This window comes from uncultured Roseobacter sp., from assembly GCF_947488185.1.
GTDB lineage: Bacteria > Pseudomonadota > Alphaproteobacteria > Rhodobacterales > Rhodobacteraceae > Roseobacter.
Genome location: NZ_CANKYM010000002.1, coordinates 218,894 through 237,106 on the forward strand (window position 1 = coordinate 218,894; position 18,213 = coordinate 237,106).

The window sequence follows — 18,213 nt, forward strand, 5'->3', positions numbered from 1 at the left end:
AGGCGTGACGTTACACTGTTGTTGGGACCACATTCGCATTATCTCATTAGCCATGACCAGAGCTGCAAGAATTCTGCTGACCGCCTGTGCTTTCGTCGTCGCGGCAACGACGGCGCAAGCGAGATGTGTCGTCTTGCTGCATGGACTTGCGCGTACCGAGCTTTCTTTTGCTGTGATGGAAGCGGCGTTGAATGCGGAAGGCTATACGGTTGTGCGCCCGGGCTACCCGTCAACCGAAGCGCCCGTTGCAGAACTCGTTGCGCAGACGCTGCCGGATGCGATGGCAAACTGCGGACCGCGCGGCAAGGTCGACTTTGTGACCCACTCGATGGGCGGTATCCTGTTGCGGCATTGGGTGGTGAGTGCAAATCCCGGTCGGATCGGTCGCGTTGTGATGCTGGCCCCGCCCAACCAGGGCAGCGAAGTCGTGGATGCGCTTGACGATATTGAAGCCTTTGACTGGATCAGCGGTCCAGCGGGCGCGCAGCTGGGCACAGGGCCAGAGGATCTACCGCGCCGCTTGCCGGCGGTCACATTCGATCTTGGCGTGATCGCGGGCGATCAATCGCTGAACCCTTATTTTTCTTCCCTCTTGCCGGGGCGTGACGACGGCAAGGTCTCGGTCGCGTCAACCCGCGTGGCAGGCATGAACGATCACATCGTCCTGCCGGTGACCCATACTTTCATGATGAACAACCCGCGGGTGATTGCGCAGACGGTGGCCTTTCTGAACACCGGTCGTTTTGACCGCTCGCTGACGTGGTTCGATGCGGTCCTGTCTCAGCTTGGCTGTCCGAATGGCAATTGCGTGCCCAGCGTGGGGGAAATGATTGGCCGACCTTAATCTTCAGGGCGGACAGGTCTTGCGGACGGACGGGTTAAGCCCGGATGATGTGTCCCTTTCGGATGGTGTCATTGTCGAGGGTGCGGTTGGAAGATCGGTAAACCTCGACGGCTATCTGGTGCTGCCGGGCATTGTCGATCTGCACGGTGATGGGTTTGAACGCCACCTCGCGCCGCGCCGAGGCGCCATGAAGCAAATGGCCGAAGGTCTTGTCGCTGCCGAGGCGGAACTGGCAGCGAATGGCATCACCACCGCCGTGCTGGCACAGTTTGTCAGCTGGGAAGGCGGGTTGCGCGGTCTCACGTTTGCCGATCAGGTTTTTGGCGCGATTCGTGATGTCCGCCCGTCGTTGGTGACGGACCTGCGGGCGCAGTTGCGGTTCGAAACCCACTTGCTTGACCTTTATGAAAGCCTACCGTCCCGCATGGATGCGTGGGGTGTGGACTACGTGGTTTTCAACGATCACTTGCCACATCAGCGTCTCTCCAAGGGGCGTAAACCGCCGCGTATGGTGGGCCAGGCGCTCAAGGCCGGGCGCAATCCGGATGATCATTTCGCGATGATGCAAAAGCTGCATGCGCAGACGGACATGGTTCCGGAGGCGCTGGATGCGCTCTGCGCGCAACTGCGCGAGCAGGGAAAGCGGATGGGCAGCCATGACGACGCGAGCCGGGAGCAGCGCGAAATCTGGCATGACCGGGGCGTGCTGATTGCCGAGTTTCCCGAAACGCTGGAGGCGGCGGAGGCGGCAAAAGCGTCGGGTGATCCCATGGTGCTGGGTGCGCCCAACGTGGTGCGTGGCGGATCGCATAACGGCAATGTTTCTGCGCTGGAGCTGATCAGCATGGGGCTTTGTGACGCGCTCGCCTCTGATTACCACTATCCCAGCCCGCGCCGCGCGGCGCTGATGTTGCAGAAATCGGGGGTCGCCAGCCTTGCCGAGAGTTGGCGATTGATTTCGGAGGGGCCTGCACAGGTGCTTGGCCTGACCGACCGGGGAACACTGACACCAGGCAAGCGCGCGGATATCGTGATCCTTGATGCCGCAACGCACCGCGTTGCCGCGACACTTGTCGCAGGCCGATTCAGTCATCTGTCAGGTGAGATTGTCGATCGCTTTTTTGCCGCCTGAGTGCTGCTTTACTTCACAACGCGGTTCACGTGGCCCATCTTGCGTCCCGGCTTTGTTTCGGCCTTGCCGTAAAGATGCAGCGCCGTATCCGCCTGCCGGGAATATTCGGCCACGCGATCCATATCATCGCCGATCAGGTTTTCCATGACCACATCTGCATATCGCGTACCGTCCCCGAGGGGCCAACCTGCGATGGCGCGGATGTGCTGCTCGAACTGATCAACGACACATCCGTTCTGCGTCCAATGGCCGGAGTTGTGCACGCGCGGTGCGATTTCATTTACGATCAGACCTTGGCCCGTGACGAAAAGTTCGACGCCAAGAACCCCAACGTAGTCGAGCGCGTTCAGGATTTTAGCGGCGATCAGCACGGCATCGGTTCGATGCGACGCGCTCAGGCGCGCGGGCACGGTTGTGGTGTGCAGAATACCGTCACGGTGCACGTTCTCGCCGGGGTCATAGCAGGCGACGTCGCCCTGTGGGCTGCGCGCCGCAATCACTGAAACCTCGTGGGTGAAGTCGACGAACCCTTCCAGAATGGCCGGTTGATCCGCCATATCCGCCCAAGCCGTCTCCATGTCTTCGGCAGCCTTCAGGCGGGCTTGCCCCTTGCCATCATAGCCAAAGCGCCTGGTTTTGAGGATCGATGGCGCCCCGATTTTCGAAACAGCCGCTCGCAGGGCTTCCGCATCAGCGACATCTGCAAAAGGGGCCACATTCAGCCCGAGATCTTGCAAAAACGTTTTTTCCGTCAGCCTGTCTTGGCTGATGCGCAGGGCCTCGCGCCCAGGCCTGATCGGTTTGAGCGCTTCGAGGATGTCCAGCGCAGCGGTGGGAATGTTCTCAAACTCGTAGGTCACCACATCGACGCCACGCGCAAAGCGTTGCAGTGCCGCCGTGTCATCATACGCAGCCGTCGTCAGCTGGTGGCAGACATGTCCGGCAGGTGGTTCCGCACCGGGTTCAAAGACATGCGTGCGAAACCCAAGCCGTGCCGCGGCCACCGACAGCATACGGCCCAACTGGCCACCGCCCAGGATGCCGATTGTTGCGCCCGTGGGCAGCGGATCAGTCATCAGTCGGAACCTCGGGGATAGAGGCGGAAAGTGCGGCGCGCCATGCATCCAGCCGATCCGCCAATGCTGCATCCTGCAGAGCGAGAATACCCGCAGCCATGAGCCCGGCGTTTGCAGCACCTGCCGCGCCGATGGCCATCGTGGCGACCGGGTAGCCGCGGGGCATCTGCAGGATGGAGTAGAGCGAATCCACGCCCGACAGCGCCTTGGTCTGTACGGGCACGCCGATCACCGGCACACGTGTTTTCGACGCCATCATGCCGGGCAGGTGGGCTGCCCCACCGGCGCCTGCAATAATCACCTGCACCCCGCGTTCAACGGCCGTGCGTCCATACTCCCACAGCCGATCAGGGGTGCGGTGCGCCGAGACGATGCGTTTTTCATAGGCGATGCCCAACGTGTCGAGCAGGTCGGCGGCGCCGCGCATCGTGGGCCAATCCGACTGGCTGCCCATGATGATGCCCACAGCGGGTCCGGTCATGTGAAAGCCTCCCTCGGCCCAAGTTCAGGAAGCGGCACTATAGCCAAAGAAAAAGCGGAGGCAATGCGCAGTCACCGGTGTTTTTGGGGCCGCTCAGGCGATGATGTCGGGTGTCAGGCGATCTTCGATCTGGGCGATCAGATCTTTCAGCCGGAGTTTGCGTTTCTTGAGCCGCTGCAGGGTCAGCTGATCCCCCATGCCCTTCTCGGAAAGCGCCTGAATGGCTTCATCCAGATCACGGTGCTCACGCTGGAACACGGCAAGCTCCACGCGCAACACTTCATCCGTTTTCATCGACAGGTCCGTGGGGGCGTTCATAGATCGGTGATTCCGTACAATAAACAATAAGTAGGCTTTATCATACGCATTCACCAACTCTCCGCATAGCCCTTGCGTCAAGGCAGATTGCTCCCCATATTTAGTCTACGGGCCGCCGAAACGGGACCCGAAACTGACTGTCGCTTGACTGATAAGGACGTGTCGCATGACGAAAATGACCCTGGCTTCCTACCCCCATATGTTGGGGTTCGAGCAACTTGAAAGACTGCTGGAACGTACGGCCAAATCCGGCAATGAAGGCTACCCGCCGTTCAATATTGAACAGACATCGGACTATTCCTACCGCATCACGCTTGCTGTGGCGGGCTTTGCTGAAGACGATCTTTCGATCACCGTTGAGGACCGCCAACTGGTCATCCGGGGACGACAGAGCGAGGGCACAGACAACCGGGTTTTCCTGCATCGTGGCATCGCCGCGCGGCAGTTCCAGCGGAGCTTCGTGCTCGCCGATGGCGTCGATGTCGGCGAAGCGATAATGGAGAATGGTCTGCTGCACGTGGACCTGACCCGCGCCAAGCCACAGACCGTTGTGCAGACAATTGACATCAAGAAAGGGTGACGACATGCAAGAACCATTCGAAACAGCGCCCGTTGAGAATCGCATCGTCTATGTGAAAGCTGTCGATGTGACCGATTTGCCAAGCGAGGTGCGCGATCAGGCAGGCGATCTGGATCAGCTCTACGCGGTCCATGACAGCGATGGCCAGCAACTGGCCTTGGTCGCCGACCGCAAGCTGGCCTTCAAGTTGGCACGTCAGAACGATTATGAGGCTGTCGCGGTGCATTGACGTCCCATCAATGGCGTGAACATGATCAACAAGGCCGCAGAATGCTGCGGCCTTTTCTGTTTCAAGGGGGCGCCGATGCAGTTTGACTTTGATTGGGTGGATGCGTTTTCGGAATCCGTGTTTGGCGGGAATGGCTGCGCTGTTGTCCATGAAGGTGCAGACATTTCGGACGACGTCTGCATGGCCTATGTGCGCGAAACATCTCTCGTGGAATGCACCTTCACCGGCCCGTCCGAGGTGGCCGATATCCGGGTGCGATATTTCTTGGCCAGCCGAGAGATACCTTTTGCCGGACATCCGACCATTGCTACCGTCGCCGCCCTGCGCGCGAGGGGGAGTGTTCAGGACGGGCCGCTGACGCTGGAAACACAGGCTGGGATCATTCCGGTTGAAGTGTCTGGAGCGCAAGTGAAAATGACACAGATCGCTCCTGAATTTGGCCCTGAGGTTCCGGTCGGGCTGGTTGCGGCCGTGGGTGGGATCAGGGCAGAGGACATCATCGCGCCGCCTCAGGTCGTTTCCACCGGATTGCCGTTCTGCGTGACCGTTCTTAAGGATCGTACAACGCTCGGAAACCTGCAGTTCGATGCCACGGCCCTGCGGGCGCTCTGCGCGCATCTTGGGCAACAGGATGACAATATGATGGAGCCGTTCTGGGTCACCTTGTCCGGGGCCACGCCCTCGGGCGATACCTTCAGCAGGCTTCTGCTGGCACCACCGAGCCCGGCAGAAGATGCGTTTACCGGCTCGGCCACTGGGGCCATGGCGTCATATCTTTGGGCGCGTGGGTTGATCGACCAACCTGATTTTACCGCCGAACAGGGCCATGGCATGGGCCGTCCCGGCAGCGCCCAGGTGCGTGTTCTCGGACCAAGGGACGGCATCACGGGCGTGGAAGTTTCAGGTCACGGGGCCATTGTCATGTCCGGTAAAGTCAACCTGCCTCAACGTCTTTAGATAAAAAAACCGCTGCCCCGATCCGAGACAGCGGCGATTACTTCAGAATTCAAAACAGATCAGCTGCGACCGGTGATCAGTCCCATGCTTTCCAGTTTCAATAGGACCTGATGGGCGCAGCTGTCCACATCCACATTCTCTGTCTCCACGCTGAGCTCGGGATCGGCAGGCACGTCATAGGGATCTGAAATCCCTGTGAACTCCTTGATTTTTCCTTCGCGTGCCAGCTTGTAGAGCCCTTTGCGGTCGCGGCGTTCGCATTCCTCGATCGAGGTAGCGACATGCACTTCCACGAAGGCCCCGAAGGATTCCACATCCTCCCGTACGGCCCGGCGGGTGGTTGCATAGGGCGCGATGGGCGCACAGATCGCAATACCGCCGTTCTTGGTGATCTCGGAGGCCACATAGCCGATACGCCGGATGTTGAGGTCGCGGTGTTCCTTGGAGAAGCCCAGTTCGGAGCTGAGGTTCTTGCGGACGATATCACCGTCAAGCAGGGTCACAGGACGCCCGCCCATTTCCATCAGCTTGACCATCAGAGCATTTGCGATGGTGGATTTGCCGGATCCTGAGAAGCCGGTGAAGAAAACGGTGAAGCCTTGCTGGCTCCGCGGTGGGCGCGTGCGGCGCAATTCGGTGACGACCTCGGGGAAAGAGAACCATTCCGGAATTTCCAGCCCTTCGGCAAGACGGCGGCGTAGCTCGGTGCCTGAGATGTTCAGGATCGTGACCTTGTCCTTATCCTTGATCTCGTCCGCAGGCTCGTATTGCGCGCGTTCCTGGACCCAAACCATGTGTTTGAAGTCCACCATCTCGATGCCCATCTCTTCCTGATGCTCGCGGAAGAGGTCTTGCGCATCGTAAGGCCCGTAAAAGTCTTCGCCTGCCGAATTCTTGCCGGGGCCTGCGTGGTCGCGGCCCACAATGAAATGCGTGCAGCCGTGGTTCTTGCGGATCAGCCCGTGCCAGACCGCTTCACGCGGGCCCGCCATGCGCATGGCAAGGTTGAGCAGGGACATGGATGTCGTCGCCGCCGGGTATTTGTCCAGAACCGCTTCGTAGCAGCGCACGCGGGTAAAGTGGTCCACGTCACCCGGTTTGGTCATACCCACGACGGGATGGATCAGCAGGTTCGCCTGTGCCTCACGGGCGGCGCGGAAGGTCAGTTCCTGATGCGCCCGGTGCAGCGGGTTGCGAGTCTGGAAGGCCACAACGCGTTTCCATCCCACCTTGCGGAAAAACGCCCGCATTTCGTTTGGCGTGTCGCGGCGCGCCCGGAAATCATAGTGCACCGGTTGTTGAATGCCGGTCACCGGCCCACCGAGATAAATCTTACCCGCCTGATTGTGCAGGTAGTTCACGGCGGGGTGCGCATCATCATCGGCACCAAACACCTTTTCAGCTTCAAGCGCCTTGTTCGGTGTCCAGCGGTCCGTAACGGTCATGGTGGCAAGAATCACGCCCTCCTGATCGCGCAAGGCGATGTCCTGACCCACCTCAAGCTGGTCGGCAAAAGCGTCATTCACGTCCAACGTGATCGGCATCGGCCACAGTGTGCCATCGGCCAGGCGCATCTTGTCGACCACGCCATCGTAATCTGCTTCGGACAGGAACCCTTTCAGCGGATTGAAACCGCCGTTCATCAGCAATTCTAGGTCACAGATCTGCCGGGGCGTCAGATCCCAGCTCAGCAGGTCGCCCGCCTCAGCTTTCAGCTTCTGGGCAGACTCATAGGACACGTAGAGTTCGGAAATCGGGGAGAGGGTCGCTGTCATCATCAATTCACTCGCTTACAAATTCAGTGGCATTTCCCCCCAAAATGCCTTCCGCTGGCCCTTAGCGCGTCAAGCGAGGTGTTTTCAAGCAAAGAATGGGTTGGCGCAGCGCAATTCCCCTATCCGGCGCATGCATATCGCGGGATCGCGACGGGTTTCGATCAGGCAGGGGAAAGAAGGATGGGCAACCCACCTTTCGGTTTCGGGATCGGCATGCGCTGCCATTCAGGTGCAGCGGCGGCCAGTTGAACACGTCGTTTGCGCAGCAGGGTTGCCACAAAGAGCTTCACCTGCAGCGTGGAAAAATGCATGCCGATGCATTTGTGCGCGCCCCCGCCGAAAGGCGTCCAGGCGAATTTATGGCTCTGATCTTCTGCGCGGTCAGGGGTAAATCGATCTGGGTCAAAGGTGGTCGGGTTGGTGAAGTGCTCAGTCGATAGCATCGTCACACCTGGGTTCAGCGCCAGCGATGTCCCTGCCGGAATGTCGAACCCGCGCCAGTGAAAATCGCGTGTGGCTTGCCGGGGGATGAAGGGCACGGGCGGCACCAGACGCAGTGCCTCGCGGAAGACATTGTTCGTCTGGGTCATCTTGGCCAGCGCGTCTTCGTCCAGGGGGCCGTCCCCAAGCCCCGCGACTTCGTCGGCCAACCGGTCCTGCCAGTCCGGGTGAGACGCCAGTGCTTCGATCATCACGGTCAGGGCGGTGGCGGTGGTGTCATGGGCGGCCATGATCAGCAGGTTGAACTGATCTAGGATCTGGTCCTCATCCCATCCGCGCCCGTCTTCATCCCGTGCAAGGCACATCTGGGAGAAGAAATCATCGCCCCCTTGCGCCCGGCGTTCGGGGATCAGCTTGCGGAAAGTTTCGCGCAGGAAATGCCGCCCGCGCACGCCGCGCCACATTGGCGTTAAGGGGATGGGGTGGCGGATGACTGCCAGAGAGGCGCGGATTTCATCCTGAATGGCTCGGTTGACCTGACGGGCCAGCGGGCCATCCAGCGGCAGGCCCATGAAAACGGCGCCACCCAACCGCAGGGTCAAATCCTTGACCGCCTTGTAGAAGCAAAATGCCTCTCCATTCGGCCAGCTTTCCAGCAGGTCGGACATCGCACCGGTCATCCGCAGCCGATAGTCACGAATGGCCGAGGCCCGGAACGCCGCCTGCATGATCCGGCGGTTTGCCCGGTGATGGTCAAAGTCCTGCAGCAGCAATCCACCGGGGTAAATCCGTTTGAGCGCATCCCAGCCGCCTTCGGAGGAGAACAGCTCGTTGCGGTCGAGTAGCACCATCTCCATGGCGTCCGCGCCGCAGAGGTTCACGCGCCAGACGCCCAGCATGTTGGTTTTATACACCGGGCCGTAGCGGCGGATGTAGTCCTGCTGCGTGCCATAGCTGTCCTTCACGATGGTCAGCGTGTGACCGATGAGCGGCAGGGCAGGCGGACCTGGAATATGCGCAAGGGCGGCTTTGGTGGGCATTGGGGGAACCTCGCTGAGCAGGAAAATCGGGATGCACCACAGGGAGCACAGACCAACTTATCCCGTCAGGAGATGTGAGGGCTCTTAACCCACCGCGCGCACGCAACACCCCTGCGCACCTGGGATGTCTGCATGCGCGGCTGTCTCAGAAAGATCCAGTTACTCTGCGGCGCTTTCGGCCACTTCGGCGCCGTAGCCCAGTGGCAACGAGGTCTCGACCCCTTCATTTTCAGCGAGGAACCGCTCCGCCTCAAGCGCCGCCATGCAGCCCATGCCAGCCGATGTCACCGCCTGGCGGTATTTGTGATCGGTCAGATCGCCTGCGGCAAAAACGCCCGGAATGGAGGTTTCCGTGCTGTCGGGCTTCGTGACCACGTAGCCGCCCATGTGGGTGTCCAGAACGTCCTTGACCAATTCATTGGCGGGCGCATGGCCGATGGCGACAAAAACGCCTTTGGCCGGGATCTCTGTAACTGCACCGGTCTTGGTGTGCTTGACGCGCACAGCCTCAACCCCCAGCGGATTTTCCGTGCCGACCACTTCTTCCAGTTCATGGAACCACAGCGGTTCGATCTTGGGGTTCTTCATCAGCCGGTCGATCAGGATTTTCTCGGCCCGCAGCTCATCGCGGCGGTGCACAAGCGTCACCTTGGAGGCAAAGTTGGTCAGGAACAGCGCCTCTTCTACGGCGGTATTGCCACCACCGATCACAACAATTTCCTGCCCGCGGTAGAAGAAACCGTCGCAGGTGGCGCAGGCAGAAACGCCAAAGCCCTTGAATTTCTCCTCGGACGGCAGCCCCAGCCACTTCGCCCGCGCGCCGGTTGCCAGAATGACCGCCTCGGCGATGTAGGTGGTGCCGCTGTCGCCTTTGGCCACAAACGGGCGTTGGGACAGATCGAGATCGGTGATGATATCGCCGATGATCTCGGTGCCCATCGCCTTGGCGTGCTCCTGCATCCGGATCATCAGATCCGGGCCCTGCACTTCGCTGTCACCGGGCCAGTTCTCAACCTCGGTGGTGGTGGTCAGCTGGCCGCCGGGTTCGATCCCCTGCACCAGAATGGGGTTCAGCATCGCGCGGCTCGCATAGACACCTGCGGTATACCCGGCAGGTCCCGATCCGATGATCAGCACGCGTGTTTGTCTTGTCTCAGCCATAGGAATCCCCAATCGATGTCATAGCAGCCCTCCGGATATATAGCGGGCGGGGCCGCTCTTAAACCCCCGCCGTGCTTGCCGTGGCTGCAAGTCCGGGTTGCAGGTTTTGGGGGTGGCGGAAAGAATCTTGCGCAATTACGAAATATTATTGCGCGTGCTGGACGCGGTGGTATAACAACCGAAAAATCCGGGGGCGATATGGCTGTAACACGACTGGATCCGATTGACCGAAAGATTCTTGCCGAATTGCAGGCAGATGGCCGTATGACCAATGTGGAATTGGCCAAGCGGGTGGGTATTTCCGCGCCGCCCTGTTTGCGCCGGGTACGCACGCTTGAGGAAGCTGGCTACATCAAAGGCTACCACGCAGAAGTGGACGCGCGCGCGCTGGGGTTTGAGGTGCAGGTTTTCGCGATGGTCGGGCTGGCCAGTCAGGCGGAAGCAGATCTGACGGCCTTCGAGAATCGCTGCCGGGCCTGGCCACTCGTCCGGGAATGCCACATGCTGAACGGCGAGGTGGATTTCATCCTTAAATGTGCCGCACCTGATCTGTCCAGTTTCCAGCAGTTCCTGACGGGAGAACTCCTTACAACCCCGAACGTGGCGAGTGTGAAAACATCGCTGGTCATCCGGGGTGCCAAGGATGAGCCCGGTGTCCCATTTGACGTGTTGGAAGAGCGGTTGAGCACTACGGCCTGAGGGAATGGCTCAGGCCGCTGTCAAATCATCCTCTTCTGGCGCCCGGTCATAGGCCATCGGACCGAAATCGCTGATATGCGTCAGATGTGGAAAGATTGACAGGAAAACGGACCGCAACGTGTGAGAGAGCAGGCGCATCGGATTGGCGCCCGGATGATACGTCTCGACTTCCAACCCTCCTGCGATCACAGCGGTATGGCGATCGAGGCTGAGATGGAACATCTGAACCGGTGTCGGTGGTGCGACCTCGATGACGTTCACGCCGTCTACGAAAGCACTGGCCAGTGTCATGATGCGCTTCTCACCAGTTTCAGCGCGAAGATGCGGCGGCGTTTGCAGCAGGCGCGCCGCAGGTCCAAGGCTGAGAAAACTATCTGGCCGATTTACCCCGAAGCTATCGGCCATCAGGCGCGTTAGCACGCTGCGGCGTGGCGAGTCCGAGGGCGCGAAACTGGCCGAGCCAATCCAAGTCACCCGACCGGCGCTGCCATCTGCCGTCAGGACGCGATCACCCGGCTGCAGGTCTTCAACAGCGACGAAACCTTCGTGTGTCTGCAAAGGTGTTCCGCGCGCGAATGCCGAGAAGGCATTGTCGAAAACCGGAAGTGTCGGGATTTTGCGTTGACCAATGACAATGCTGCCGTCACTCCGTAATGCCGCAACATCAACGGTTCTGACACTGAGTGCCCCCATCGCGGCGGTTTTTTGTGGATGGGCATGCGCCTGAACAGAGCGATTGGCATAGTCGGTCAGGGCGACGCCAGAAGGCGAGGTGGTCATGCAAATACCTTTTCAGGTTGGTCGCATCCCGTGTCGGCCCCCACCGACGAACACGGAAAGGACATCAGATGTACTTTCGTGCTTTTGAGATACCAAAATGCCTTCCGCCGCTGGACGATGTCAAAACCAGCGCGCCATTGGTCCTGTGTTGCGGATAAATGCTGCAAGATGCGTGATTTGTTTCCCGGTTTAGGCGCTGGGTGCCACAATCTGAAAGCAAAAAACCCCCGAACGAATCGTCATTCGGGGGTCATGTTCTTTGGAGGGAACAATACAGTGCGCTGGGCTGATGTTTTTAGCCGGCCTTGCGAGCGCTCTTCAACGCTTCGGCGCGTCTGGCGATAAATTCCGTTCGGCGTCTGCCGCGTGTCCACGGCAGAACGGTGTCCGACTGAGCTGCGGCCTCCGTGATTGATTTGATAAAGCGCATGTTGGTTTTCATGGTTGTTTCCTGCTCGGTTAAGGTTCGGGCTCTTGCCTCTTGTTAACCATGAATGTGGCGGTCCTTTCGGGCCGCTTTAGGGCGATTCCAGAAGTTTTTTAAAAAAGTTCCTGCCCTATTTCAGCCAAATGCGCAGATTTTGCCGCAATTAGCCAAGCCCCTTGCTTTTATGGTGGAGGCAATATGCAAATTGCTCGAATTCGAGGTCAATCCTCGCCCTGTGGGCAGATTGTTCACGGATAATGCGGCATCCATGGGGCAGAAGCTGCCAATGTTTCGCCCATATATGCACGCCGTCACAAAGCGATGGCGGCAATGAGGCGACCGTAGTCGGCTTCCTTTGCATGCGTTGCGCGGCGATAGGAGTAAAAACGCTCAGGGTCGGCGTAGGTGCAGTGTCTTGTCCATTCAGCGTCGCCTACACCGGCCATGCGCAGCCGGTGTAACCCGAAGCCCGGCAGGTCAAAAAGCATCCGGTCGCCGTGACCATTGGCGAAAAACCGGGCGTTGTCAGGGTCTTCGGCAAGGAAGGTTTCGAAAAACTCTGGCCCGACCTCGTAGGCGCGCTGTGAAATAGAGGGTCCAATGGCCGCGTGGATGGCGCCGCGGTTTGCGCCGAGGGCGCACATCGCCTCCACAGTGGCCTCCAGCACCCCGTCCAACGCCCCGCGCCATCCGGCATGTGCGGCACCGATGACCCCGGCCTCTGCATCCGCGAAAAGCACAGGCTGGCAATCCGCCGTCAGCACAGACAGGGCCAGGCCGGGCTTGTCCGTCACCAGCGCATCGGCACGCGGCTTGTCTTGGAACGGGCCGTCAACCGTTACGGCCTCGGCGGAATGCACCTGATGCACGCTGATCAGGTGCGCGGGCGCCACGCCCATCGCATCCGCCACACGCGCCCGGTTGATGGCGACGATTTCCGACTGGTCCGAGCTGCCCTGGCCGCAGTTCAACCCGGCAAAAACACCGGAGGAGGCGCCGCCGCGCCGTGTGAAAAACCCGTGATGCACCGGGGCAAGGCTGTCTGAAGTCAATATTTCGAGCGTCATTGATCCAACCCCGGCGGCGGACTGCACCCGGCTGGAAACAGACCCATCACCTTGAACAGGTTTCCCATTTCGTCGGGGTGCGTCAAGCGCCGATGTGCCGCGATGTGTGCTTCAAGCGCTGATCCGCGAAGCCCGGTGGCGAGCGATTGTGCACGTTGGGTGATCCCGAGCCGTTCGAGGAAAACGCCCTGAGGTGTCAGGCGGGTAATCTCACAGGGTGCCGCGGTGGCCAGCGCTTCGAAATCCACATGCGCGGTCAGGTCGGCTGCGCCCGGATCGGCAAGTGGATCCACCGGCTGATGATCCTTGAGCGCCTGAAACGTGTCTCCAAGGCTGCGCCAGTCGCCATAGTCAATGATCAGCCCAATCCCGCCGTGACGGGCGATCCGCCCTCCAACAACATCGACAACAGGCGCCACTGCCGGGGCATACTCAACCACATCGCCGTCCCTGGTGTCTTGCAGGCGATCCTTCAGAGCGGGTTGCGGCAGTGCGGGTCCTTGCCCCAGCACCAGATCCTCCCCTGACAGGCCAACCTGGGTCTCCCGCCACTGCTGACCTGCCCGGATGAACTGCCTGATGGGCAGGGCGTCGAAAAATTCATTGGCAATCAGGAACAGCGGCTGGTCGGCCATCTCGTCCGCGCTTGCGACGTGGGTGATGTCGAAACCGGCCAATAGTTCCCGTTGCTGCTGTGCCAGCTGAGAGGAGGCTTCCACCAGTGTCACGGTGGCCGCCTCGTGGAACGCCGGAACCCCGCGCGTGGCGCGCAGGACATCTGCCATCAATGTGCCGCGTCCGGGGCCGAGTTCTGCCAGGGTAAAGGGTTTGGGCGCGCCCTGATCCATCCATGCCTGGGCGAGGCACAATCCGACCAGTTCGCCAAACATCTGGCTGATCTCAGGGGCGGTGATGAAATCGCCGGCTGCACCAAAGGGGACGCGTGTTGTGTAGTATCCGTGTTCCGGGTGCAGCAGGCATTCGGCCATGTAGTCAGCGAGCGAGATCGGCCCGTTTTGCGCAACGCGTGCACGGATCAGGGCGCGCAGGCTCATGCAGCGCGGCGCGCTCGTGCGGCAAGCCAGAGCCCCAGCGCGATCATCGGCAGCGACAGGATCTGTCCCATCGTCAGACCCCACCCCCCGATGTGCCAGGCCAGACCCAGCGGATTTCCGTCAGAGATGAACTGCGCATCCGGTTGGCGGACGAATTCAACCAGAAAACGCGCCAGACCATAGCCCGCGAAAAAGACACCTGCCACAAGGCCCGGCGTTTTCAACGCGCCAGATCGCCAGACCAGCCAGATCAGGACCGCCCCCAGCAGCAGGCCCTCAAGCCCCGCTTCATAAAGCTGTGACGGGTGTCGCGCGCAAATGTCGATGACATCGGGGCAGTTTTGCGCCGCCTCGGTTGGAAAGGCCACGCCCCAGGGCAGGTCGGTCGGTCGGCCCCAAAGCTCGGCGTTGATGAAATTTGCCAGACGCCCGAGCAAGAGACCCGGCGGCACCCCCAGCGCCATGATGTCCGCCGCGCTGAGCCGCGCGATACTGTGCCGCCACGTGTAGATGAGCCCTGCGACGATGACCCCCAGCAGCCCGCCGTGAAACGCCATGCCGCCCTGCCAGACGGCGAGAATCTCGGCGGGGTGCTGCAGATAGTAGGCGGGCTGGTAGAAAGCCACATAGCCAAGCCGCCCGCCGAGGATAACGCCGATGATCACCCAGGTGAGCAGGTCTTCGATCTGTGCCTTGGTCATGACCGGCGTCTCATGGCGCCAGAGCCGCGGTGTCTGCACGGCGCGCACCACCAGCTGCCAGCCGAGCAGGATACCGACGATATAGGCCAGCGCGTACCAGCGCAGTGCAAATTCAAAGCCGAAAACAGAGATCGAAAAGATCTCGGGCGAGATGTCGGGGAAAGGTAGCATCGCAGGCATGGCGCATCCTTTCCTTGGGCGGGCAGGGGAAGTCAACCTTGCAGGTTGCCCTCTTTGGCACCATATACTCTTTGTGAACAGCCGGAGGCGACAGATGCAAACGCGCAACAAGATTTTCGACGATATCTCGCAACTGATGACCAACGCGATGGGCGTGGCCCAGGGTGCGCGCGATGAAGCCGAGACCGCGATGAAAGGCATGATGGACCGATGGCTGGCCGATCGTGATTTCGTCACCCGTGAAGAATTCGACGCGGTCCGTGCCATGGCACAAAAGGCCCGGGAAGAGAACGAAGCGCTCAAGGCACGGCTGGACGCGCTTGAGTCGAAAGACTGATATCCTGAATTCCCCTGATTTTCGGGCGCGCAACGTCGATTGCGCGCTCGTTTTTTATTAACATCTGGTTAATCACGATCACCAATCGTTACGATTGGTGACATTTTGCGGCGTATCTCCTCTCATCCACAACTTATTGCGGTTGCCCACAAGAATAGGGGTTGCCAGAGCGCACTTCACGCCGCACCATATCTGGTATAGACACGGGGGCTCGCCCCGGTCTGTAGAGCAGGCACCTAGTGTTGGGGGCCCTCCCGGGCCCTAAGCGCTAGCGCGATAAAAAGAGGTGGCACCATGGCCCTGTCCGAGCAGTATCTGGAAGACGACATTCACCCCATCGACATCGTTGAGCATCTTGCAGCCCACCACGAGTGGGATTTCGACCGTATTTCAGACGAGCAGATCGCGATGGCCGTGGAAGGTCAGTGGCGCACCTACTCGCTGACGCTGGCATGGTCGGCCTTTGACGAAACGCTGCGCATGATCTGCACCTTTGACATGGACCCGCCCGAGGAAAAGCTGCCCGAGCTTTATGAGCTGTTGAACCACGTGAACGATCAATGCTGGGCCGGGGCCTTCACCTACTGGGCAGAACAAAAGCTGATGGTCTATCGCTACGGCCTTGTCCTGGCCGGAGGCCATGTGGCCAGCGCGGATCAGATTGATACGATGATCGGCGCGGCTGTCATGAGCGCGGAGCGCTACTACCCCGCGATGCAACTGATGGCCTGGGGCAACCAGACCCCGACACAGGCGCTGCAGGTCGCCATTGCAGAGGCTTACGGTCGCGCGTAAACCTACGCCCCTGAGATCATCGTTTCGGGGGCATTCACATGCAAGACAGTCGCATCGCGCGCCACGGGCTGGTTCTGCTGGGCTGCGGCAAGATGGGATCGGCGATGCTGGCCGGATGGCTGGCAAAAGGGCTGCCGCCTACCGCTGTCTGGGTTGTTGATCCGCATCCCTCCGACTGGCTGCGCACCACGGGGGTGCACCTGAACACGGACCTGCCCGAAACACCGGCAATTGTGCTGGTGGCCGTGAAACCCCAGATGATGGCCGATGCGTTGCCCACACTGGCGGCCATGGGCAACGGCGAAACCGTTTTTGTCAGCGTGGCCGCCGGAATAACCATCGCACGCTTCGAAGAGATACTCGGGGACCGGACCCCGATCATTCGGGCCATGCCGAACACGCCCGCCGCGATCTCGCAGGGAATCACCGCCATTGTCGGCAATGCCCACGCCAGCGCCGATGCGCTGGACGAAGCGGAAACCTTGCTCAAGGCCGTTGGTGAGGTGGTCCGGCTGTCGGCGGAGGCGCAGATCGATGCGGTCACCGGGGTCAGCGGGTCGGGGCCGGCCTATGTGTTCCATATGATCGAAACCATGGCCGCCGCAGGGGTGGAGCAGGGCCTGCCTGCCGATCTGGCCCTGCAGCTTGCCAAGGCCACCGTGGCGGGGGCCGGGGCGCTGGCCTGTGCGGCAGAGGAAGACCCGAGCCAGCTGCGCATTAATGTGACCTCGCCCAATGGCACGACACAGGCCGCGCTGGAGGTTCTCATGGATGAGGCAAATGGCTTTCCAGCTTTGCTCAGCCGCGCGGTGAAGGCGGCCACAGACAGATCGCGGGAGTTGGCCAATGGATAACATCAGTTTCGACGATTTTCTGAAGGTCGACATCCGCTGTGGCACGGTGCTGCGGGCCGAAGTCTTTCCTGAAGCGCGTAAACCGGCCATCAAGATGTGGATCGATTTCGGCGATGAGATCGGCGAGCGCAAAACCTCGGCACAGGTCACAGCGCATTACGAACCCGAAGCGCTGGTGGGCAAACAGGTGCTTGCCGTTGTGAATTTCCCGCCCCGACAGATCGGGCCGTTCATGTCCGAGGTGTTGGTGCTGGGTCTGCCCGATGAGACCGGAGAGATCGTGCTGATCACACCGGATATCGAGGTGCCTCAGGGAGGACGGATGCATTGACTAAACTATGGATGACACGGCCCCTGCCAGAAAAGGTGCAAGCCGCGGCTGAGGCGCTTTTCGATGTCACGGTCCGCCCGATGACCTCGCCCCTGACGGTGGAGGAAATGCGTACAGCGCTCAGTGAGTACGACGCGGTTGTTCCGACGCTTGGCGATCTCTTCTCGGAGGAAATTTTCAAGGCGCAGGACAATTGGCGCTGCCGTATTCTGGCGAACTTCGGGGTTGGCTATAATCACATCGACGTCGCCGCCGCGAAAGCGGCCGGGATCACCGTGACCAACACGCCGGGGGCCGTGACGGACGCCACGGCGGATACAGCCATGACACTCATGCTGATGAGCGCGCGCCGCGCCGGAGAAGGCGAGCGCATGGTGCGCGCCGGGCAGTGGGACGGCTGGCATCCGACGCAGCTCTTGGGCATGCATCTGGGCGGCAAGACCGTGGGTATCGTCGGCATGGGACGCATCGGGCAGGCGATTGCCTGGCGCTGTCACTTTGGGTTTGGCATGCAGGTGGCCTATCACAGCCGTTCCCCCAAGGATCTGGACTTCCCGGCCCTGCCGAAAGAGAGCCTACTGGCCCTGGCCGCTTCCGCGGACGTATTGGTGATTGCGGTGCCCGGTGGCGATGAAACCCATCACTTGATCAACGCGGAAGTGTTGCAGGCCATGCAAAGCCACGCGCATCTGATCAACATCGCGCGTGGCAATGTGGTCGAGGAAAACGCCCTGATCCGGGCACTTGAGGACGGGCAGATCGGCGGCGCTGGACTGGATGTCTACGAATTCGAGCCCGCGGTGCCCGATGCGTTGAAGCGCATGGAGAACGTGGTGTTGCTGCCGCATATCGGCACGGCGGCGCTGGAAGTCCGCGAGGATATGGGGCTGATGACGGTGGCAAATCTCGAAGCTTTCTTCGCCGGGGAGACGCCGCCAAATCTGGTGTGACGG

At 60.5% G+C, this 18,213-nt stretch carries 22 protein-coding genes; 11 read left to right on the forward strand and 11 right to left on the reverse strand.

Annotation, left to right across the window (positions count from 1 at the left end; all coding sequences use genetic code 11):
- The first annotated feature begins 52 nt into the window (after nucleotides 1-52).
- The gene (locus Q1A52_RS06990) at nucleotides 53-844 is read left to right on the forward strand and encodes an alpha/beta fold hydrolase (RefSeq protein WP_300012805.1); all 792 of its coding nucleotides are present in this window, start codon (nucleotides 53-55) and stop codon (nucleotides 842-844) included.
- The gene (locus tag Q1A52_RS06995) at nucleotides 831-1,976 is read left to right on the forward strand and encodes an alpha-D-ribose 1-methylphosphonate 5-triphosphate diphosphatase (protein WP_300012808.1); all 1,146 of its coding nucleotides are present in this window, start codon (nucleotides 831-833) and stop codon (nucleotides 1,974-1,976) included. Before Q1A52_RS06990 ends, Q1A52_RS06995 begins: the two co-directional genes overlap by 14 nt.
- A gap of 8 nt (nucleotides 1,977-1,984) precedes the next feature.
- Here Q1A52_RS06995 and Q1A52_RS07000 read toward each other — a convergent pair whose 3' ends face one another.
- From Q1A52_RS07000 to Q1A52_RS07010, 3 genes are all read right to left on the reverse strand, one after another.
- A complete protein-coding gene (locus tag Q1A52_RS07000; protein ID WP_300012811.1) occupies nucleotides 1,985-3,052 on the reverse strand; it encodes a 5-(carboxyamino)imidazole ribonucleotide synthase in 1,068 nt (355 codons plus the stop codon).
- Complete coding sequence (purE, locus tag Q1A52_RS07005) at nucleotides 3,045-3,533, reverse strand: 5-(carboxyamino)imidazole ribonucleotide mutase (protein WP_300012814.1); 489 nt, start codon at nucleotides 3,531-3,533, stop codon at nucleotides 3,045-3,047. Before purE ends, Q1A52_RS07000 begins: the two co-directional genes overlap by 8 nt.
- Before the next feature lie 93 nt (nucleotides 3,534-3,626).
- Nucleotides 3,627-3,851, reverse strand: coding sequence for a DUF465 domain-containing protein (locus Q1A52_RS07010; RefSeq protein WP_299778036.1), 225 nt, complete (start codon nucleotides 3,849-3,851; stop codon nucleotides 3,627-3,629).
- A gap of 166 nt (nucleotides 3,852-4,017) precedes the next feature.
- Between Q1A52_RS07010 and Q1A52_RS07015 the strand changes: the two genes are divergently transcribed.
- The 3 genes from Q1A52_RS07015 to Q1A52_RS07025 all read left to right on the forward strand — a co-directional run bounded on the left by Q1A52_RS07015 (nucleotide 4,018) and on the right by Q1A52_RS07025 (nucleotide 5,617).
- A complete protein-coding gene (locus tag Q1A52_RS07015) occupies nucleotides 4,018-4,431 on the forward strand; it encodes an Hsp20 family protein (RefSeq protein WP_300012817.1) in 414 nt (137 codons plus the stop codon).
- 4 nt (nucleotides 4,432-4,435) lie between these two features.
- The gene (locus Q1A52_RS07020) at nucleotides 4,436-4,660 is read left to right on the forward strand and encodes a DUF1150 family protein (RefSeq protein WP_195820094.1); all 225 of its coding nucleotides are present in this window, start codon (nucleotides 4,436-4,438) and stop codon (nucleotides 4,658-4,660) included.
- Between the two features lie 75 nt (nucleotides 4,661-4,735).
- A complete protein-coding gene (locus Q1A52_RS07025) occupies nucleotides 4,736-5,617 on the forward strand; it encodes a PhzF family phenazine biosynthesis protein (protein ID WP_300012820.1) in 882 nt (293 codons plus the stop codon).
- 59 nt (nucleotides 5,618-5,676) lie between these two features.
- Here Q1A52_RS07025 and Q1A52_RS07030 read toward each other — a convergent pair whose 3' ends face one another.
- The 3 genes from Q1A52_RS07030 to trxB all read right to left on the reverse strand — a co-directional run bounded on the left by Q1A52_RS07030 (nucleotide 5,677) and on the right by trxB (nucleotide 10,034).
- Nucleotides 5,677-7,395 carry a bifunctional sulfate adenylyltransferase/adenylylsulfate kinase gene (locus tag Q1A52_RS07030; RefSeq protein WP_300012823.1) on the reverse strand — a complete coding sequence of 573 codons (1,719 nt, stop codon included), beginning with the start codon at nucleotides 7,393-7,395 and terminating at the stop codon, nucleotides 5,677-5,679.
- Nucleotides 7,396-7,553: 158 nt separating this feature from the next.
- Nucleotides 7,554-8,873 (reverse strand): cytochrome P450, encoded by a 1,320-nt coding sequence (locus tag Q1A52_RS07035; RefSeq protein ID WP_300012826.1) that lies wholly within the window; start codon nucleotides 8,871-8,873, stop codon nucleotides 7,554-7,556.
- Between the two features lie 159 nt (nucleotides 8,874-9,032).
- Complete coding sequence (gene trxB / locus Q1A52_RS07040) at nucleotides 9,033-10,034, reverse strand: thioredoxin-disulfide reductase (protein ID WP_300012828.1); 1,002 nt, start codon at nucleotides 10,032-10,034, stop codon at nucleotides 9,033-9,035.
- A gap of 198 nt (nucleotides 10,035-10,232) precedes the next feature.
- On the opposite strand from trxB, the gene Q1A52_RS07045 reads away from it, so the two are divergent.
- Complete coding sequence (locus Q1A52_RS07045) at nucleotides 10,233-10,733, forward strand: Lrp/AsnC family transcriptional regulator (RefSeq protein ID WP_299778023.1); 501 nt, start codon at nucleotides 10,233-10,235, stop codon at nucleotides 10,731-10,733.
- Nucleotides 10,734-10,742: 9 nt separating this feature from the next.
- On the opposite strand, the gene Q1A52_RS07050 is transcribed toward Q1A52_RS07045, so the two are convergent.
- The 5 genes from Q1A52_RS07050 to lgt all read right to left on the reverse strand — a co-directional run bounded on the left by Q1A52_RS07050 (nucleotide 10,743) and on the right by lgt (nucleotide 14,943).
- Complete coding sequence (locus tag Q1A52_RS07050) at nucleotides 10,743-11,513, reverse strand: Hint domain-containing protein (RefSeq protein WP_300012831.1); 771 nt, start codon at nucleotides 11,511-11,513, stop codon at nucleotides 10,743-10,745.
- 295 nt (nucleotides 11,514-11,808) lie between these two features.
- Nucleotides 11,809-11,955: a hypothetical protein gene (locus Q1A52_RS07055; protein ID WP_300012834.1), complete on the reverse strand. Its 147-nt coding sequence runs from the start codon at nucleotides 11,953-11,955 to the stop codon at nucleotides 11,809-11,811.
- Nucleotides 11,956-12,251: 296 nt separating this feature from the next.
- Complete coding sequence (gene pgeF / locus Q1A52_RS07060; protein WP_300012837.1) at nucleotides 12,252-13,007, reverse strand: peptidoglycan editing factor PgeF; 756 nt, start codon at nucleotides 13,005-13,007, stop codon at nucleotides 12,252-12,254.
- On the reverse strand, nucleotides 13,004-14,062 hold the full coding sequence (locus tag Q1A52_RS07065) for an SAM-dependent methyltransferase (protein ID WP_300012841.1): 1,059 nt from the start codon (nucleotides 14,060-14,062) through the stop codon (nucleotides 13,004-13,006). The genes pgeF and Q1A52_RS07065 overlap by 4 nt, the downstream gene beginning before the upstream one ends.
- Nucleotides 14,059-14,943: a prolipoprotein diacylglyceryl transferase gene (gene lgt / locus Q1A52_RS07070; RefSeq protein ID WP_300012844.1), complete on the reverse strand. Its 885-nt coding sequence runs from the start codon at nucleotides 14,941-14,943 to the stop codon at nucleotides 14,059-14,061. The genes Q1A52_RS07065 and lgt overlap by 4 nt, the downstream gene beginning before the upstream one ends.
- 94 nt (nucleotides 14,944-15,037) lie before the next feature.
- On the opposite strand from lgt, the gene Q1A52_RS07075 reads away from it, so the two are divergent.
- The 5 genes from Q1A52_RS07075 to Q1A52_RS07095 all read left to right on the forward strand — a co-directional run bounded on the left by Q1A52_RS07075 (nucleotide 15,038) and on the right by Q1A52_RS07095 (nucleotide 18,210).
- Complete coding sequence (locus Q1A52_RS07075) at nucleotides 15,038-15,280, forward strand: accessory factor UbiK family protein (protein ID WP_195820105.1); 243 nt, start codon at nucleotides 15,038-15,040, stop codon at nucleotides 15,278-15,280.
- A 294-nt stretch (nucleotides 15,281-15,574) separates the two neighbouring features.
- A complete protein-coding gene (locus Q1A52_RS07080; protein ID WP_195820106.1) occupies nucleotides 15,575-16,075 on the forward strand; it encodes a YbjN domain-containing protein in 501 nt (166 codons plus the stop codon).
- Nucleotides 16,076-16,113: 38 nt separating this feature from the next.
- Nucleotides 16,114-16,929: a pyrroline-5-carboxylate reductase gene (gene proC, locus Q1A52_RS07085; RefSeq protein WP_300012846.1), complete on the forward strand. Its 816-nt coding sequence runs from the start codon at nucleotides 16,114-16,116 to the stop codon at nucleotides 16,927-16,929.
- Nucleotides 16,922-17,260, forward strand: coding sequence for a tRNA-binding protein (locus tag Q1A52_RS07090; protein WP_299778009.1), 339 nt, complete (start codon nucleotides 16,922-16,924; stop codon nucleotides 17,258-17,260). Before proC ends, Q1A52_RS07090 begins: the two co-directional genes overlap by 8 nt.
- Nucleotides 17,257-18,210: a D-glycerate dehydrogenase gene (locus Q1A52_RS07095; protein ID WP_300012849.1), complete on the forward strand. Its 954-nt coding sequence runs from the start codon at nucleotides 17,257-17,259 to the stop codon at nucleotides 18,208-18,210. The genes Q1A52_RS07090 and Q1A52_RS07095 overlap by 4 nt, the downstream gene beginning before the upstream one ends.
- Nucleotides 18,211-18,213 lie beyond the last annotated feature (3 nt).

Bases quoted from the DNA above. Each gene is read 5' to 3' on its own strand.
- Q1A52_RS07080 (WP_195820106.1), top strand. From the start codon at position 15,575: ATGGCCCTGTCCGAGCAGTATCTGGAAGACGACATTCACCCCATCGAC.
- Q1A52_RS07000 (WP_300012811.1), bottom strand. From the start codon at position 3,052: ATGACTGATCCGCTGCCCACGGGCGCAACAATCGGCATCCTGGGCGGT.
- purE (WP_300012814.1), bottom strand. From the start codon at position 3,533: ATGACCGGACCCGCTGTGGGCATCATCATGGGCAGCCAGTCGGATTGG.
- Q1A52_RS07030 (WP_300012823.1), bottom strand. From the start codon at position 7,395: ATGATGACAGCGACCCTCTCCCCGATTTCCGAACTCTACGTGTCCTAT.
- Q1A52_RS07025 (WP_300012820.1), top strand. From the start codon at position 4,736: ATGCAGTTTGACTTTGATTGGGTGGATGCGTTTTCGGAATCCGTGTTT.
- Q1A52_RS07050 (WP_300012831.1), bottom strand. From the start codon at position 11,513: ATGACCACCTCGCCTTCTGGCGTCGCCCTGACCGACTATGCCAATCGC.
- Q1A52_RS07015 (WP_300012817.1), top strand. From the start codon at position 4,018: ATGACGAAAATGACCCTGGCTTCCTACCCCCATATGTTGGGGTTCGAG.
- proC (WP_300012846.1), top strand. From the start codon at position 16,114: ATGCAAGACAGTCGCATCGCGCGCCACGGGCTGGTTCTGCTGGGCTGC.
- Q1A52_RS06990 (WP_300012805.1), top strand. From the start codon at position 53: ATGACCAGAGCTGCAAGAATTCTGCTGACCGCCTGTGCTTTCGTCGTC.
- Q1A52_RS07090 (WP_299778009.1), top strand. From the start codon at position 16,922: ATGGATAACATCAGTTTCGACGATTTTCTGAAGGTCGACATCCGCTGT.
- Q1A52_RS07065 (WP_300012841.1), bottom strand. From the start codon at position 14,062: ATGAGCCTGCGCGCCCTGATCCGTGCACGCGTTGCGCAAAACGGGCCG.
- Q1A52_RS07010 (WP_299778036.1), bottom strand. From the start codon at position 3,851: ATGAACGCCCCCACGGACCTGTCGATGAAAACGGATGAAGTGTTGCGC.
- Q1A52_RS07075 (WP_195820105.1), top strand. From the start codon at position 15,038: ATGCAAACGCGCAACAAGATTTTCGACGATATCTCGCAACTGATGACC.
- pgeF (WP_300012837.1), bottom strand. From the start codon at position 13,007: ATGACGCTCGAAATATTGACTTCAGACAGCCTTGCCCCGGTGCATCAC.
- Q1A52_RS07055 (WP_300012834.1), bottom strand. From the start codon at position 11,955: ATGAAAACCAACATGCGCTTTATCAAATCAATCACGGAGGCCGCAGCT.
- lgt (WP_300012844.1), bottom strand. From the start codon at position 14,943: ATGCCTGCGATGCTACCTTTCCCCGACATCTCGCCCGAGATCTTTTCG.
- Q1A52_RS07035 (WP_300012826.1), bottom strand. From the start codon at position 8,873: ATGCCCACCAAAGCCGCCCTTGCGCATATTCCAGGTCCGCCTGCCCTG.
- Q1A52_RS07020 (WP_195820094.1), top strand. From the start codon at position 4,436: ATGCAAGAACCATTCGAAACAGCGCCCGTTGAGAATCGCATCGTCTAT.
- trxB (WP_300012828.1), bottom strand. From the start codon at position 10,034: ATGGCTGAGACAAGACAAACACGCGTGCTGATCATCGGATCGGGACCT.
- Q1A52_RS07045 (WP_299778023.1), top strand. From the start codon at position 10,233: ATGGCTGTAACACGACTGGATCCGATTGACCGAAAGATTCTTGCCGAA.